The sequence below is a fragment of the Streptomyces sp. NPDC096079 genome, from assembly GCF_040303145.1.
Lineage (GTDB): Bacteria > Actinomycetota > Actinomycetes > Streptomycetales > Streptomycetaceae > Streptomyces.
Genome location: NZ_JBEOST010000002.1, coordinates 312671 through 327796 on the forward strand (window position 1 = coordinate 312671; position 15126 = coordinate 327796).

The window sequence follows — 15126 nt, forward strand, 5'->3', positions numbered from 1 at the left end:
TGACGTTTGGGCCATCCTTCCACGGGCCGGCTCAGCGGCGCACCGAACATTTCCACGGCCCGTCACCGCTGATCCGCAGCAGTCCCGGCCCCCGCACCGGAGCGCTCACCCGCACCTCGCCGATCTCGTTGACCAGCAGGTCCTGCTCCTCGTCGTCGTAGAGCGGGTCCAGCGGCGGCGTGTGCTGGTGGACGGTGACGTTCGACTCCCCGTGGTGCGCGAAGTCCAGCACCCCGGCCGGCCCCTCGTAGACCACCAGATCGTGCGCCAGGCCCTCCACGTGGCTGTCGAACCGGCGCGCGTGGGACAGCGGCAGCACCCGCAGCGTCCACGGGGTGTCGGCCTCCACGCGCAGGGTGAGCGGGCGGGCCCGCGGGACGAGGGCGACGGTCCGCGCGCGGACGTCGTCCTCGTACGCCGTGAGGAGGTAGTCCTCGGCCCGCCCGTACGCGTCGCAGGACTGGATCGTGGTCGAGAGCGAGTGGTACGACTCGATCTCCAGGAGCACCCAGTGCCCCGAGGGGAGCCCCGGGTCGCAGTGCACGGTCTCCTTGCCGCGCCCCTGGTACACGGAGGGCCGGAGCTCCCCGCCGTACGGGTCGGACACCGGCACGGGCGGCGCGGCGGGCGCCGGGGGCGGGGGCGGCGGGACGTAGCCGGGGCCGGGGATCGGCGGCGGCGGGGACTCCACCACGATGCCGAAGTCCGTCGCGAGCCCGGCGAGCCCCGAGGCGTACCCCTGGCCGACCGCGCGGAACCGCCAGCCGCCGTCCCGCCGGGAGAACTCGCCGCAGACGAAGGCCGTCTCCGTGGTCGCGTCCCCGAGCGCGCAGTACGCCACCGGGTTCCCGGCCGCGTCCGTGACCCGCACGTCGAGGCCGGGCACCTGCCCGAAGGCGCCCCCGTCCGAGGAGGCGGCGATCACCAGACGCCCGACGTCGGGCTCCACGCGCGCCAGGTCCAGCCACAGCCAGTCCGCGGCCGGGCTGCCGGGCGCGCCCGGGGCCGACTTCCCCAGGTGCCGGACGGCCCCCGAGGGGTGCTCGGCGTGGTTGTAGAAGACCAGGTCGGCGTCGTCCCGCACCCGCTGACCGGCCCCGAGGAGCAGCGCGGAGACGTCCACGTCGGGCACCCCGTGCCCGGTGCGCCAGCTGACCGCGACGTGGAGGGCCTGCGGGGGCACCGGGACGTGCGCCCCCTCGGGTATCCGGTTCATGGGGGCACTCTGGCACGGGCGGGCACACCGGAGGGGCGGCTCCCCGCAACGGGAAGCCGCCCCTCCGGTCAGGGACGAAGCCGGTGTCAGCCCTTGAGCTCGGCCGCGACGAGCTCCGCGATCTGCACGGCGTTCAGCGCCGCGCCCTTGCGCAGGTTGTCGTTGGAGAGGAACAGCGCCAGGCCGTTCTCGACGGTCTCGTCCACGCGGATGCGGCCCACGTACGAGGCGTCCTTGCCGGCCGCCTGGAGCGGGGTCGGGATCTCGGAGAGCACGACGCCCTCGGCGTCCTTGAGCAGCTCGTAGGCGCGCTCGACGCTGATCGGCCGCTCGAAGCGCACGTTCACCTGGAGGGAGTGGCCGGAGAAGACCGGGACGCGGACGCAGGTGCCGGAGACCTTGAGCTCAGGGATCTCCAGGATCTTGCGGGACTCGTTGCGGAGCTTCTGCTCCTCGTCGGTCTCGAAGGAGCCGTCGTCGACGATCGAGCCGGCCAGCGGGACCACGTTGAACGCGATCGGGCGCTTGTAGACGGCGGGCTCGGGGAACTCGACGGCCTCGCCGTCGAAGGCCAGCTGGTCGGCGGTCTCGGCCACGGCGCAGGCCTGCGTGCGCAGCTCGGCGACACCGGCCACGCCCGAGCCGGAGACGGCCTGGTAGGTGGTGGCGATCAGCGCGGTGAGGCCGGCCTCCTGGTGGAGCGGCTTGAGGACCGGCATGGCGGCCATCGTGGTGCAGTTCGGGTTGGCGATGATGCCCTTGGGGCGGTCCTTGATCGCGTGAGGGTTGACCTCGGAGACGACCAGCGGGACCTCGGGGTCGCGGCGCCAGGCGGAGGAGTTGTCGATCACGACGGCGCCCTGCGAGGCGACCTTCTCGGCGAGGGCCTTGGAGGTCGCGCCACCGGCGGAGAAGAGCACGATGTCGAGGCCGGTGTAGTCGGCGGTGGAGGCGTCCTCGACCGTGACGCCGTCCACGACGGTGCCGGCGGAACGGGCGGAGGCGAAGAGCCGCAGCTCGTCGAGCGGGAACTCGCGCTCGGCCAGGATGCTGCGCATGACTGTGCCGACCTGACCGGTGGCTCCGACGATTCCGACCTTCACGGGGACTCCTCCGTACGTGTGTGCAGGGTGCTGCCGGTCCATCATGCGTATGTCCCGGGGCGCCTTGTCCAATCCATTGTCCACAGGTCGGGACGCGTGGCGGGACGAGCGTCGGGACGAGTGGCGGGACGCGAAAGGGGCGGGTGCCGGTTCCGGCACCCGCCCCCTCACCTGCGGGGTGCTACGGGGTGACCGAGCCGATCAGGACGCTGCCGGTGCCCGCGACGGTGCCGCGCGCGTTGAGCAGCTGGACCTCGCCGAAGAACTGGCGTCCCTCGGGGGCCGCGCCTGCCACGAGGACCTCGGCCGCCACCGGGGCGGAGGCGCCGTTCGCCAGGACGACCGGCTTCGAGGCGTCGACGTTCACGGTGCCGAGCGCGGACGAGTAGTACACGTCCTTGTAGTCGTACGTGGTGCCGCCGGCGGCACCGACGGAGTAGCCGTCGATGACGACGGTGTACGTGCCCGGGGCCGGGTTCACGAGGGAGACGGACTCCTCCGAGTCGCCGTCCGCCGACTGGCCGACCTGCTTGCCGTTCAGCGTGACCGTCAGGTCGAGGTCGGCGGCCTTGTCGGAGGTGTTGCCGATGGCGATGTCGAGCCGCTCGACGCCCGCACCGATGGTGACGGTCTTCGTCTGCTGCTCGTGGTGCTGGATGGTCGGCGTCTCGGACTTCTGAGAGCCGAGCGAGCCGCCCTTGAGGGTGCCCGCGATGCCCGCGAAGCGGTTGGTGACCTGCCACTGGACGGCGGCCGGGGTGCCGATCTTCGCCTCCGGGACCGTCTGCACGGCCGGGTCGAAGTCGGCGCCGAGGGCGGTGACGTCCAGCTTGTACGGGTTGTTCAGGTCCGGCGACGTGCGACGGGCCTCGACCTCGATCTCCCAGACGCCGGGCGTTGGGTTCGCGTAGGACCGCAGGTCCGGACGGCAGGTGTTGGCCGGGTTGTAGTGCGGGTAGCACATGGTGGTCGCGCTGTCCTCCATGCCCACGCCGACGGGGTGGATGGAGATGAACCGGGTCTGGCTCTTCTCCTTCAGACCGCCGAGCGCGACCTCCAGCGTCTTGGCGCCCTCGGGCACGGTGACGAAGTAGGACTTGCTGCTGTTGCGCTGCACCGAGCCGGTGGCGGAGAAGCCGTAGCCCGGACCGGCCAGGTCGGCGGAGACGATCGAGGTGGCGAGGATCTGCTTGTCGACGCCCTCGGTGCGCTCGTCGTCGGCCTCCAGGATGACGCTGTGCGCACCGGGGGTGGTGGCGCGGGCCTGGAGCTTGACGGTGACCGGCTTGTTCAGCGGCAGGTCGATCTCGTCGTCGCCGAGGATGCGGAAGGTGCCGTCGTTGTACTTGAGGTCCAGCTCGTGCTCGATCGGCCGGTTCGGGCCGCTCGTGCGCGTGATGGTGACGTCGTAGACCCGCTTCTGGCCGACCTTGAGGCCGCCTTCGCGGTCGTACACACCGGTGCCGGTGTGCGGGGCCGGGAAGATCACGGTGTCGACCGGGGCCTCGACCTTGTAGTCGTGGGCGGTGGCACCGTCCTTGATCGACTCCCAGGCCTCCTCGATGTCGATGAGGCCGGCGCCCTGCTCGTGCGCGGCGACACCGGGGATGCGCTGGGCGGTGGAGGTGAGCGCGGTCCGCAGGGTGAGCGGGGAGAGCGCGATGCCCTTCTGCTTCGCGGCCGAGATCAGCAGCGCGCTCGCGCCCGCCGCCTGCGGCGAGGACATCGAGGTGCCGTTGAGCATGCCGTAGCCGGCGGGCAGCGTGTAGCCCGACTCCGGGACGCCGGCGCCCGGCTGCCAGGTCGGGATGGTGTTCACGGCCGAGCCCGGGGCGGTGATGGTCGGGGTGAAGCCGCCGTCCTCACGCGGGCCGCGCGAGGAGAAGGGGAACATGGCGTACTTCTTCTCGACGGCCGAGCCGTAGTTGGCGGCCCAGGTCTCCTTGGAGACGGCCGCGCCGACCGAGAGGACCTTGTCGGCCAGGCCGGGGTCGCCGATCGTGTTGATGCCGGGGCCCTCGTTGCCGGCCGAGATGACCAGCTGGACGCCGTACTGGTCGATCAGGCGGGTGTAGAGGCGCGAGCGGACGTTGTCGCCGTCGTTCTGCTGCGGCAGGCCGCCGATCGACATGTTGACGATGTCGACGCCGCGGTTGACGACGAGGTCCGTCATGCCCTCGGTGAGGGCGGTGTTGGTGCAGCCGCCGGACCAGGTGCACGCGCGCGCGGAGACGATCTTCGCGCCGGGCGCGGCGCCGTTCATCTTCCCGCCGAAGAGGCTGTGGGCGGCGGTGATGCCGGCGACGTGGGTGCCGTGCGAGGACTCGACGAGACCGATGTTGACGAAGTCGCGCTTCTGGCCGACCCAGGTCCCGCCCAGCGGGTCCATCGGGACGTCCTTGCGGATCTCCACCACGAAGGGGGTCTTCTCGACGACCTCGGTGACCGGGTTGTCGGTGCCGAAGTAGCCGACCTGGTACCCGTCCTTGTACGGCTTCATCGGCGCGTTGTCCGTGAAGTCGTTGTTCTGGTCGGTGTCCACGCGGACGGTGCCGGCGGCCGGGTCGTACAGCATGCCGAAGACGTCGGTGGTGTCGCCGTCCCGGTTGATGTCGCCCTTCGGGTCGCCGCCCGCGGTGGCCGCCTCGGAGAAGCGGCTGAACTGGTACGAGCCCGCCGGGGCCGTCCAGCTCTGCGCGGAGGCGGTGAAGACGGGGCCGGTGACCGGGGTGACCTGGGCGCGCCAGGTGGCGTCGCCCTCGGTCAGCGGGTCGGTGGCGGTGACCCAGTCGACGATCTTGCGCTCGCCGGTGGTGGTCTTCTGCAGGGCCGGGTGGCCCAGGTCGACACCGGAGTCCAGGATGCCGATGGTCACGCCGCGGCCGTCGGCCTTCGGGTGCTCCTTGACGAAGTCGACCGCGCCCGTCTCGTACGAGGGGTTGTACGGGTTCTTCGCCGGGGTGTTGCGGCCCGGGGCCGGGTAGGTCGTCGTGACGGTGGTGCCGGCGACGGCACCCGTCGCGGCGCCCGCGTCCGGGGTCGGGTCGTCCAGCGGGATCTCCGCCTGGAGGTCCACGGACTGGACGGAGGAGAGCTGCGTGGCGGCCTTGATGGCGGCGGCGGCCTTGGCGGTCGGCAGGGTGGCGCGGACGTAGCCGAGCGCGTCCTGCTGCTTGCCGACGGAGGCGCCGGTGACGGCGTCGAGCTGCGCGGCGACCTGCTCGGTGGCACCGGGGACGGTGGCGACGAGGACGGTGACGTTCTTCTCGCCGCTCGCCTGGGCCTCGGTGAGGCGCTGGGCGTCGATGGCGCCGAGCTTGTCGGCGGGGTTCGAGGACTTGACCGGGGGAGTGGTCGCCGGGGCTTTCGCGGCGAGCACGGGCGCGGCACCGGTGGCGACGAGCGCGGCGACGAGGCCGGCGGCGGCGGCGATGCGGGCCGCGCGTCTGGGCCCGTGCGTCGCGCTTCCGGGTATGGAGCTCCGAGTTTCGGGGGTGGTCATCTACATCCCTGTTTGTGAAAGGAGGGTGTCCGGATACTGATGCCGGATGACCGCTCAGCCTTTCGCAAGTGACAGGGGTTTGTGGAGAGTTGCCCAGGGTCGGATTGCCGCCGAGGCGGGAACCCGCCAGCGCCGTGGTTGCGCCACGACGGACGAATGCGCGTGAAAGCGGGCGAGTCGGCGCCGCGGGCGCTCAGCTCTCCTTCGTGCGGGCGTAGTGGCGGGACGCCTTGGCGCGGTTGCCGCAGATCGCCATCGAGCACCAGCGGCGGGTGCCGTTCCGCGAGGTGTCGAAGAAGTGCAGGATGCACGCCTCGTGGGCGCAGCCGCGGATCCGGTCGGGCGCGGTGCGCAGCAGGTCGAGGTAGTCGCGGGCGGCGGTCCAGCCGGGGCCCCAGGCGGCGTCCGCGAACTCGGCCTCCTCGCCGGGTCCCTCGGTCGTGAGCGTGGCCCGGATGCGGCCGTGGTCCAGGACGGCGTCGACGCGCGCGGTGGCGGCGGGGTCGCCGGGGCGGTCGACCAGCGCGGCGAGCGCGTCCCGGGCGGTGAGGGTGTGCCGCAGGGTGGTCGCGTCGGCGGCGAACCGCCCCTCCAGGCCGTTGGCGGCGAGCCAGACGGCGAGGCCCTCGACGTCGGTCAGCAGGTCCTGGCGGACGCCTTCCTCGTTCCAGCGGGTGTTCAGCAGGTCCAGGGAGACGGGCTCGCCGGTGAGCGGCCGGGGGTCGATGGCGGTCATGGCGGGCACCCTCCTCGGTGAACTAACCCCTCAAGAGTACGTGAGCGGTTGACTCTCTCCATGTCTAACCTCTAAAGTCGAATTAAGAGGTTAGCCCGAGGGGGCGGCCGCACCAGAGAGGGAACCTCCATGTCCGCGATCGGCACGCTCGCCACCCATCACGTCGGCCTCAACGTCACCGACCTCACCCGCTCGCTCGCCTTCTACGGCGACGTCCTCGGCTTCGACGTCCTCGGCGAGGGCGAGGAGAAGGACAGCCGGTACGCCTTCCTCGGCCAGGACGGCCGCCTGGTCCTCACCCTCTGGCAGCAGGCCGAGGGCGCCTACGACTCCGGCCGCCCCGGCCTCCACCACCTCGCCTTCGAGGCCGAGTCCCTCGCGCACGTCCGCGCCGCCGAGGCCGCGCTCACCGCCCGCGGCGCCTCCTTCGCGTACGAGGGCGTCGTGGCCCACCGCGAGGGCGCGGCCTCCGGCGGCATCTTCTTCCACGACCCGGACGGCACCCGCCTGGAGATCTCCGTCCCGAAGGGCGCGGAGGGCGCCGAAGCCCCCAGCGAGACGGCCCCCACCTGCGGCTTCTTCTAGGGCCTGTCCGAAAGTCACCCGCCGACCCCGCACGCACGGAGGCCTCCCGTGAACACCGCGTACCACCCCGGCTCCCTGGCGATACAGGCGCGCGAGGGCGTCCAGGACCTCGCCGCCCACGTAGGCCGCTCCATCACCCCCGGCATCCGCCCCATCGCCGCCGCCTTCCTGGAGGCCCAGCCGATGCTGCTGCTCGGCGCGGCGGACGCCGAGGGCCGCGTCTGGGCCCGCCTGCTCACCGGTGCGCCCGGCTTCGTCCGGGCCACCGGCCCCCGCACGGTCTCCGTGGCCGCGGCCCTCCCCGAGGGCACGCCCGACGGCGCCCCCGTCGGCACCCTCGCCCTCGACCCCCGCACCCGCCGCCGCATGCGTCTCAACGGCACCGCGAGGACCAGCGCGCGCGGCTTCACGATCGAGGCCGAGCAGGTCTTCTCCAACTGCCCGAAGTACCTCCAGAAGCGGGAGTGGTACGGCTCCGAACCCGCCCGCCCGGGGGCCGGAGCCGCCCGGCACGGCGAGGAGCTCACCCCCGATCAGGCGCGCCTGATCGGGGACGCCGACACCTTCTTCATCGCGACCGCCGCCCCCGACGGCCTCGACACCAGCCACCGGGGCGGCAACCCCGGCTTCGTGCGGGTCGACTCGCCCCGGGAGCTCAGCTGGCGCGACTACCCGGGCAACGCGATGTTCCTGACCCTGGGAAACCTGGAGGAGGACGGCCGGGCGGGACTGCTCTTCCTCGACTGGCGGACGGGCCTCACGCTCCGGCTGAGCGGCCTCGCGCACACCGAGTACGGCCCCGAGGGCCGCGTGACCCGCTTCCGCGTCGACCGCACGGTCGAACTCCCGGCCGACAGCCCCCTGCGCTGGTCGCCCCCGGAGTACTCCCCGGCCAACCCCGCCCTGCCCTGACCCCGCCTCCGCCCCACGCCGACTCCCGAGGACCGCCCGTGACCACCACCCCGGCCCCCGAAGCCACCGCGCCCACCCACCGGCCCACCGCACCCGCCCCCGAAGCCGCCGCACCCACCCACCGGCCCACCACCCCGGCCCCCGAAGCCGCCGCGCCCACCCGCCGGCCCACCGCACCCGCCCCCGAAGCCGCCGCGCCCACCCGCCGGCCCACCGCACCCGCCCCCGACGCCACCGCTCCACCTCCCGAGGCCACCGCGCCCGCCCCCGGAGCCATCGGGGCAGCGGCGCCCGCTCCCGCCCGCCGTCGGCCGCCGCCCCGTCCCCGCCCCCGCGCTGTGCTCGCCTCCACCGCGGCCGCCGTCGCCGCGCTCCTCCTCCTGGTCGCCGTCGGCACCCTCCTCCACCAGCCCCTGCTGATCCCGCCCCTCGCCGCCAGCATGGCGCTCGTGGCCGGCGCCCCCGATCTGCCGCTGTCCCAGCCGCGTTCGGTCGTCGGCGGCCAGCTGCTCTCCGCCCTCACCGGCTTCGCGGTCCTCGCCCTGGCCGGGCCGGGCCCGTGGGGCGCCGCCGTCGCGGGCGGGCTCGCGCTCGGCGCGATGACGCTCGCCCGCACCCCGCACTCGCCCGCCGCGGCCACGGCCGTGATCGTCGCCCTCCAGGCGCCGCCCCTCTGGTCGTTTCTCGGCCTTCTCGCCCTCGCCTCGCTGATCCTGGTCGCCGCCGGACTCGCGGCCGCCCGCGGCACGGGGCGGACGTATCCCGCGTACTGGCTCTAATCTCGGTCCATGCAGCAGGAGTTGAGGGTGGCGGCCTACGCCGTGTGCGTCCGGGACGGCGAGATCCTCCTCGCCCGCTGGGTCGCCAAGGACGGCGCCAGGCGGTGGACCCTGCCGGGCGGCGGCATGGATCACGGCGAGGACCCCGTCCGGACCGTCGTCCGCGAGGTCGAGGAGGAGACCGGGTACCTGACCGAGCCCACGGCGCTCCTCGGCATCGACTCCATCCGGCGGTCCTGGCTCCGCCGGCTCGGTGCTCCCGGTGACTGGCAGGGGCTGCGGATCATCTACGAGGCCCAGGTCACCGGGGGTGCCCTGCGCAACGAGACCGACGGCTCCACCGACCTCGCCGCCTGGCATCCGCTCGACTCCGTGCCCTTCCTCACCCGTGTCGAGCTCGTCGACATCGGCCTCGACCTGTGGCGCGAGAGGCCCCCGGCCGGCCGCTCCCGCCTCACCGATCCGGCGAACGGCTGAAAAGGACTCAACCACCAAGATCGCTCTCAACCGGCCGCGCGGCCCCCGCGGTCCCCTCCCGTGACCGATCACGTTCACGTCCGTACGTCAGGGGAGCCCGCATGTCAGCCGCACGCACCACCCGTACCGTCCTCGCCGCCACCCTCGTCGCGGGCCTCACGGCCACCGTCCTCGCCACCCCCGCCCTCGCGGCCACGGCGGCCCCCGCCGAGGCCGCGCCCGCGAAGGCGCACCACGCGGCCACCCAGCAGGCCCTGGACGCCGCCGTCGCCGACGGTGTGCCCGGCGCCGTCGCCCAGGCCCGCGACGGGCACCACCGCTGGACCGGCACCGCGGGCGAGCGCGGGGGCGACGACCGCTACCGCGTCGGTTCCATCACCAAGACCTTCACCGCCACCGTCCTCCTCCAGCTCCAGTCCGAGGGCCGCCTCGACCTCGACGACCGCGTCGAGAAGTGGCTCCCCGGCGTCGTCCGCGGCAACGGCCACGACGGCCGGAAGATCACGGTCCGCCAGCTCCTCAACCACACCAGCGGCATCTACAGCTACACCGAGGACCCCGATTTCCAGGCCAAGGTCTTCGGCGCCGGCTTCCTGGAGCACCGCTACGACACCTGGACCCCGAAGCAGCTCGTCGGCGTCGCCATGGCCCACAGGCCCGACTTCGAGCCCGGTGCCTCCTGGAACTACTCCAACACCAACTTCGTCCTCGCCGGCATGGTGATCGAGAAGGTCACGGGCCGCCCCTACGGCAAGGCCGTCGAGAACCGGATCATCAAGCCGCTCAAGCTCCGCGCCACCTCCGTCCCGGGCACCCGCTCGGCGATGCCGGAGCCCAGCAGCCCGGCGTACTCCAAGCTCTCCCGGGACCTGAACGCCCCCGTCCACGACGTCTCCGCGCTCAACCCGAGCATCGCGGGCGCGGCGGGCGAGATGATCTCCGACTCCCGCGATCTGCAGACCTTCTACCGGGCCCTGCTCAAGGGCCGGCTCCTCACGAAGGACGGTCTGAAGGAGATGACCACCACGGTCCCGATCTCCCCCGACGTCCCGAACGTCAGCTACGGCCTCGGCCTGATGAAGGACAAGCTGAGCTGCGGGGTGGAGGTCTGGGGCCACGGCGGCGGCATCCACGGCTCCTCGTCCCTGGCCCATGTGACCCGCGACGGCGAGCACTCCCTCGCCGGCAACTTCAACGCCGACTGGACCGGCGACACCCAGAAGGTCGTCGAGGCCGAGTTCTGCGGCACGACCGGCACGACCGGCACGACCGGCGCGACCGCCACCGCGACCGGAGCGACCGCCACCGCCCCGAGGGGGTAGGCCCTCACCTCGGCAGGACGACGACGTACGCGGCGGGCTGCCGCTCCGGCGCGGCCATCAGGGCCGTGCGGACCACGGTGGCCTGCTGGTCCATCGCCTCGCGCAGCTTGCGCGGGGTCAGGTGGACGACCGTGATGCCGAGCCGCTCCAGGTGCTCCCGCTTGCGGGTGTACTCGGTCCACAGCTCGTCGTCGTCCTGCCGGGGCGCCCTGGTGTCCAGCTCCACGGCCACCGCCTGGTCCGGCCAGTAGGCGTCCACCCCGCCCAGGTGCGGGCCGCCGGGCAGCCGCAGGTCCACGTTCCACAGCGGGTCGGGCAGCGCGAACTCCCGCACCATCTCGTACAGCCGCTGCTCGGAGAGCGCGCGTCCCTCGGCCAGCAGCGAGTCCACCGCGTCCACCACGTGCGGCCGGGAGAGCAGCCGGGCCCGGCTCAACTCCCTGACGACCGCGCCCGGTTCGCAGTGGCCGCCGCGGACGGCCTCGGTGAGCAGCCGGCGGACGGTCTCCGCGTCGTCAAGCGCCGACACCGCGTCGGCGACGGCGCGGGCGACCGGGGCCACGGGCACACCCGTGAGCTCCACCGGCTCCGGCGACTCGGCGGCGCGCACCACCCGCACCCAGCCGGTCGAGCGCAGCCGCCGGGTGCGCGGCACCAGCACGTCGACGCGGTCCAGGGCGGTGAGCGGGGGAGCGGAGGAGAAGCGGTGCAGGGTGAGGGCGGCGAGCCCGGTGATCATCGCGTCGGGGCCCTGCGGGGGGAGGGTGCCGTTCCTGCGGGCGTAGAGCAGCGCGGCCTTGAGCCGGTCCTCGCTGGTGGGCGGTCCGGGCTGGAGCAGGAAGACGCCGGGCAGCAGCTGCTGCCAGCCGCCGGGCCGGCAGTGCGCGGCGACCTCCGCGGCGGGGACGCCCTGGGCCCTCAACTGGTCGGCGGACGCCAGGCGTTGCGGGCGGCCGGTGGGGGAGGAGAGGGGGAGGGGGCGGGGGGTGATGGGGGTGTTGTGGTTCATGCCGGGGGTCTTCCGCTTCCGAAGGCTCCCCTAACCCCTGTTACACGCTCGTCGACATTCCGGGACAACCTCGCCCTAAAGTACGCACGTTCGACAGCCGATGGGGGCGGCACCCGCAAGGGCGCCGCCCCCGTCGCCGTATCGGCTAGACCGCCGCGCGGCCGTCGCAGGCCTGCGCGCGCAGCGCCCGCGCCAGGTCGTCCCGCGCCTCAAGGACGAGACGGCGCAGCGCCGGCGGGGCCGACTCGTGCCCGGACAGCCAGGCGTCCGTCGAGGTCAGCGTCGCCTCGTCGTCCTGGAGGCCCGGGAACAGGCCCCGGACCACGTCGATGCCGATCTGGATCGACCGCTCGCCCCACAGCCGCTCGATCGCCGCGAAGTACTTCTCGGCGTACGGCGCGATCAGCTCGCGCTGCGAGGGCTGCACGAAGCCCGCGATGGTCGCCTCGACCAGCGCGTTCGACAGGGTGTCCGACTCGACGACCTGAGCCCAGGCCTGCGCCTTGACCGCCGCCGAGGGCCGCGAGGCCAGCAGACGCGTCTGGTGGCGCTTGCCCGTGGCCGTGTCGTCCCGGGCCAGCTCCTCGCCGATCCGCGCCTCGTCCGCACGGCCGTGCGCGGCCAGCGGGGACAGCAGCGCCCAGCGCAGCTCCTGGTCGACGTCGAGGCCGTCGATCTTCGCCGTGCCGTCGAGCAGACCCTCCAGGAGCTGGAAGTCGGCGTCGGAGGCGGCGGTCGCCGCGAAGAACCGCGCCCAGGTCAGCTGGTGCTCGCTGCCCGGCTCGGCCAGCCGCAGCTCGCGCAGCCCGCCCTCGGCGAGCAGCCGCCCGCCCTCCTCGCGCCACGCGGGCGTCGCGTAGAGGGTGACGGCCGACTTCGTCCAGCCGTGCACCATCTGCAGGACGCCGATGTCGGTCTCGCGGCCCGCGAAGGCGAGGACGACGGAGACGAAGTCCCGGGCCGGCATGAGCCCGTCGCGGGTCAGGTTCCACAGCGCCGACCAGCACAGGGCGCGGGCCAGCGGGTCGGTGATGTCCCCGAGGTGCGCCCGCAGGGTCGCGAGCGAGCCCTCGTCGAAGCGGATCTTGCAGTAGGTGAGGTCGTCGTCGTTGACGAGCACCAGGTCGGGCTTCTCCTCGCCCGCGAGCTCGGCGACGACGCTCCGGGCGCCGGTGAGGTCGGCCTCGGCCCGCGCGTACCGCACGAGTTCCCCGCCCGCGACCCGGTAGAGGCCGACGGCCGCCCGGTGCGGGCGCAGCTCGTCGCCCTCCTGGAGGACGGCGAGCTCGGTGATCCGGCCCTCCGCGTCGTAGGTGACGGCCGGGGTCAGGCTGTTGACGCCGGAGGTCTGGAGCCAGGACTTCGCCCAGGCCTTCATGTCCCGCCCGGAGGTCTCCTCCAGGATCGACAGGAGGTCCGCCAGGCGCGTGTTGCCGTAGGCGTGGCGCTTGAAGTAGCGGCGCGCGCCCTCCAGGAACGCGTCCCGCCCGGCGTACGCGACGAGCTGCTTCAGCACCGAGGCGCCCTTGGCGTACGTGATGCCGTCGAAGTTGAGCTTGGCGTCCTCCAGGTCACGGATGTCGGCCGTGATCGGGTGCGTGGACGGCAGCTGGTCGGCGCGGTACGCCCAGGACTTGCGGTTGTTGGCGAAGGTCACCCAGCTGTTGGTGAAGCGGGTCGCCTCGGCGTTCACGAAGGAGCCCATGAAGTCCGCGAAGGACTCCTTGAGCCACAGGTCGTCCCACCACACCATGGTGACCAGGTCGCCGAACCACATGTGCGCCATCTCGTGGAGGATGACGTTGGCCCGGCTCTCGTACGCGGCCTGGGTGACCTTGCCCCGGTAGATGTACTCCTCGCGGAAGGTCACCATGCCCGGGTTCTCCATCGCGCCGAGGTTGTACTCGGGGACGAAGGCCTGGTCGTACTTCCCGAAGGGGTACGGGTAGTCGAAGTTGTCGTGGAAGAAGTCGAATCCCTGCTTCGTGATCAGGAAGACGTCGTCCGCGTCGAAGTGCTTCGCGAGCGACTTCCGGCACATCGCGCCGAGCGGGATCTCCAGGTCGCCGCGCGTGTAGCTGTCCGTCACGTAGTGGTAGGGGCCGGCCACGACACACGTGATGTACGTGGAGATCGGCGCCGTCTCCGCGAACCGCCACACCCCCTCGGCGTCCTGCTCGCCCGCGCCGTTCGACCAGACCGTCCAGCCCTCCGGCGCGGTCACCGCGAAGCGGTACGGGGCCTTGAGGTCGGGCTGCTCGAAGTCGGCGTACACGCGGCGGGCGTCGGCCGGCTCGTACTGCGTGTAGAGGTAGACCTCGCCGTCCTCCGGGTCGACGAAGCGGTGCATGCCCTCGCCGGTGCGGCTGTAGGCGCACTGGGCGTCCACCACGAGCGTGTTCTCGTCGGCGAGGCCGTCGAGCGCGATCCGCGCGCCGTCGAAGACGACCGCCGGGTCGAGGGACCGGCCGTTGAGCGTGACCGAGGTCACCGAGGGGGCGATCAGGTCGACGAACGTGCTCGTTCCCTCGCCGGTGCGGCGGAACCGGATCGTGGTCTCGGAGCGGAAGGTGCGCACCGCCTCGTCCGAGTCGCCGACCGCCGACCGGAGGTCGAGGGCGACCTCGTACCCGTCGACGGACAGCAGCGCGGCCCGCTCGTGGGCCTCGTCGCGGGACAGATTCTCACCGGGCACGGTCACTCCTTCGTGGCGCGTTCGAAACAGCACCGATCCTCCCATGTGCAGCTGTCACCCGGGACACGGGAATGCGCCCGCGCCCGGGCGGGTTCCCTTCTTTCGGCGCACCACCTTCTTCTTCCCACGGCCGCACCGAGGAGTGACATGTCCGAGAGCAGGACCACCGCAGACTTCTACTTCGACCCGCTGTGCCCGTGGGCCTGGATGACCTCCCGCTGGATGCTGGAGGTCGAGCAGGTCCGCCCGGTCGACGTCCGCTGGAAGGTCATGAGCCTGGCCGTGCTCAACGAGAACCGGCTCGACGAGGTCCCCGCCGAGTACCGCGAGATGCTGGAGACCCAGGCCTGGGGCCCGGTCCGTGTGGTGATCGCCGCCCAGCAGCTGCACGGCGACGAGGTCGTCGGCAAGCTCTACACGGCGCTCGGCACCCGCTTCCACAACAACGGCGAGGGTCCGACCCGCGAGGCGATCGCCGGTGCCCTGAAGGACGTCGGCCTGCCCGAGGACCTGGCGGACTTCGCCGACAAGGACACCTACGACACCGAGCTGCGCGCCTCCCACACGGAGGGCATAGAGAAGGTCGGCCAGGACGTCGGCACCCCGGTCATCGCGGTGCCCGGCCCGACGGGCGACGAGGTCGCCTTCTTCGGTCCCGTCGTCACCCCGACCCCGCGCGGCGACGCGGCGGCCCGGCTGTGGGACGGCACGCTGCTCGTGGCGTCGACGCCGGGCTTCTACGAGATCAAGCGCACGCGGACGGCGGCGCCCAGCTTCGAGTAGTCCCCGC

12 protein-coding genes are annotated in these 15126 nt (G+C 72.8%); 6 read left to right on the forward strand and 6 right to left on the reverse strand.

What is annotated here, in order from left to right:
* Positions 1 to 31 precede the first annotated feature (31 nt).
* The 4 genes from ABTY59_RS05340 to ABTY59_RS05355 form a co-directional block, all read right to left on the reverse strand.
* A complete protein-coding gene (locus tag ABTY59_RS05340; protein ID WP_352017564.1) occupies positions 32 to 1216 on the reverse strand; it encodes a TerD family protein in 1185 nt (394 codons plus the stop codon).
* 86 nt (positions 1217 to 1302) lie between these two features.
* Positions 1303 to 2319, reverse strand: a complete 1017-nt coding sequence (locus ABTY59_RS05345; protein ID WP_352017565.1) for an aspartate-semialdehyde dehydrogenase — start codon at positions 2317 to 2319, stop codon at positions 1303 to 1305.
* Positions 2320 to 2500: 181 nt separating this feature from the next.
* Positions 2501 to 5821, reverse strand: a complete 3321-nt coding sequence (locus tag ABTY59_RS05350; protein WP_352017566.1) for a S8 family serine peptidase — start codon at positions 5819 to 5821, stop codon at positions 2501 to 2503.
* Positions 5822 to 6014: 193 nt separating this feature from the next.
* Positions 6015 to 6557: a CGNR zinc finger domain-containing protein gene (locus ABTY59_RS05355; protein WP_352017567.1), complete on the reverse strand. Its 543-nt coding sequence runs from the start codon at positions 6555 to 6557 to the stop codon at positions 6015 to 6017.
* 129 nt (positions 6558 to 6686) lie between these two features.
* Between ABTY59_RS05355 and ABTY59_RS05360 the strand changes: the two genes are divergently transcribed.
* From ABTY59_RS05360 to ABTY59_RS05380, 5 genes are all read left to right on the forward strand, one after another.
* Complete coding sequence (locus ABTY59_RS05360; RefSeq protein WP_352017568.1) at positions 6687 to 7142, forward strand: VOC family protein; 456 nt, start codon at positions 6687 to 6689, stop codon at positions 7140 to 7142.
* Between the two features lie 48 nt (positions 7143 to 7190).
* A complete protein-coding gene (locus ABTY59_RS05365; protein ID WP_352017569.1) occupies positions 7191 to 8054 on the forward strand; it encodes a pyridoxamine 5'-phosphate oxidase family protein in 864 nt (287 codons plus the stop codon).
* A gap of 275 nt (positions 8055 to 8329) precedes the next feature.
* Positions 8330 to 8833 (forward strand): HPP family protein, encoded by a 504-nt coding sequence (locus tag ABTY59_RS05370; RefSeq protein WP_502995338.1) that lies wholly within the window; start codon positions 8330 to 8332, stop codon positions 8831 to 8833.
* Between the two features lie 9 nt (positions 8834 to 8842).
* Positions 8843 to 9310: an NUDIX hydrolase gene (locus ABTY59_RS05375; RefSeq protein WP_352017570.1), complete on the forward strand. Its 468-nt coding sequence runs from the start codon at positions 8843 to 8845 to the stop codon at positions 9308 to 9310.
* Between the two features lie 101 nt (positions 9311 to 9411).
* Positions 9412 to 10632 (forward strand): serine hydrolase domain-containing protein, encoded by a 1221-nt coding sequence (locus ABTY59_RS05380; RefSeq protein ID WP_352017571.1) that lies wholly within the window; start codon positions 9412 to 9414, stop codon positions 10630 to 10632.
* A gap of 4 nt (positions 10633 to 10636) precedes the next feature.
* Here ABTY59_RS05380 and ABTY59_RS05385 read toward each other — a convergent pair whose 3' ends face one another.
* The gene (locus tag ABTY59_RS05385) at positions 10637 to 11641 is read right to left on the reverse strand and encodes a hypothetical protein (protein WP_352017572.1); all 1005 of its coding nucleotides are present in this window, start codon (positions 11639 to 11641) and stop codon (positions 10637 to 10639) included.
* A 145-nt stretch (positions 11642 to 11786) separates the two neighbouring features.
* On the reverse strand, positions 11787 to 14336 hold the full coding sequence (pepN, locus tag ABTY59_RS05390) for an aminopeptidase N (RefSeq protein WP_352017573.1): 2550 nt from the start codon (positions 14334 to 14336) through the stop codon (positions 11787 to 11789).
* A gap of 147 nt (positions 14337 to 14483) precedes the next feature.
* Between pepN and ABTY59_RS05395 the strand changes: the two genes are divergently transcribed.
* Positions 14484 to 15119: a mycothiol-dependent nitroreductase Rv2466c family protein gene (locus ABTY59_RS05395; protein WP_352017574.1), complete on the forward strand. Its 636-nt coding sequence runs from the start codon at positions 14484 to 14486 to the stop codon at positions 15117 to 15119.
* Positions 15120 to 15126: the final 7 nt, after the last annotated feature.

Bases quoted from the DNA above. Each gene is read 5' to 3' on its own strand.
- ABTY59_RS05340 (WP_352017564.1), bottom strand. From the start codon at position 1,216: ATGAACCGGATACCCGAGGGGGCGCACGTCCCGGTGCCCCCGCAGGCC.
- ABTY59_RS05355 (WP_352017567.1), bottom strand. From the start codon at position 6,557: ATGACCGCCATCGACCCCCGGCCGCTCACCGGCGAGCCCGTCTCCCTG.
- ABTY59_RS05375 (WP_352017570.1), top strand. From the start codon at position 8,843: ATGCAGCAGGAGTTGAGGGTGGCGGCCTACGCCGTGTGCGTCCGGGAC.
- ABTY59_RS05360 (WP_352017568.1), top strand. From the start codon at position 6,687: ATGTCCGCGATCGGCACGCTCGCCACCCATCACGTCGGCCTCAACGTC.
- ABTY59_RS05385 (WP_352017572.1), bottom strand. From the start codon at position 11,641: ATGAACCACAACACCCCCATCACCCCCCGCCCCCTCCCCCTCTCCTCC.
- ABTY59_RS05350 (WP_352017566.1), bottom strand. From the start codon at position 5,821: ATGACCACCCCCGAAACTCGGAGCTCCATACCCGGAAGCGCGACGCAC.
- ABTY59_RS05395 (WP_352017574.1), top strand. From the start codon at position 14,484: ATGTCCGAGAGCAGGACCACCGCAGACTTCTACTTCGACCCGCTGTGC.
- ABTY59_RS05380 (WP_352017571.1), top strand. From the start codon at position 9,412: ATGTCAGCCGCACGCACCACCCGTACCGTCCTCGCCGCCACCCTCGTC.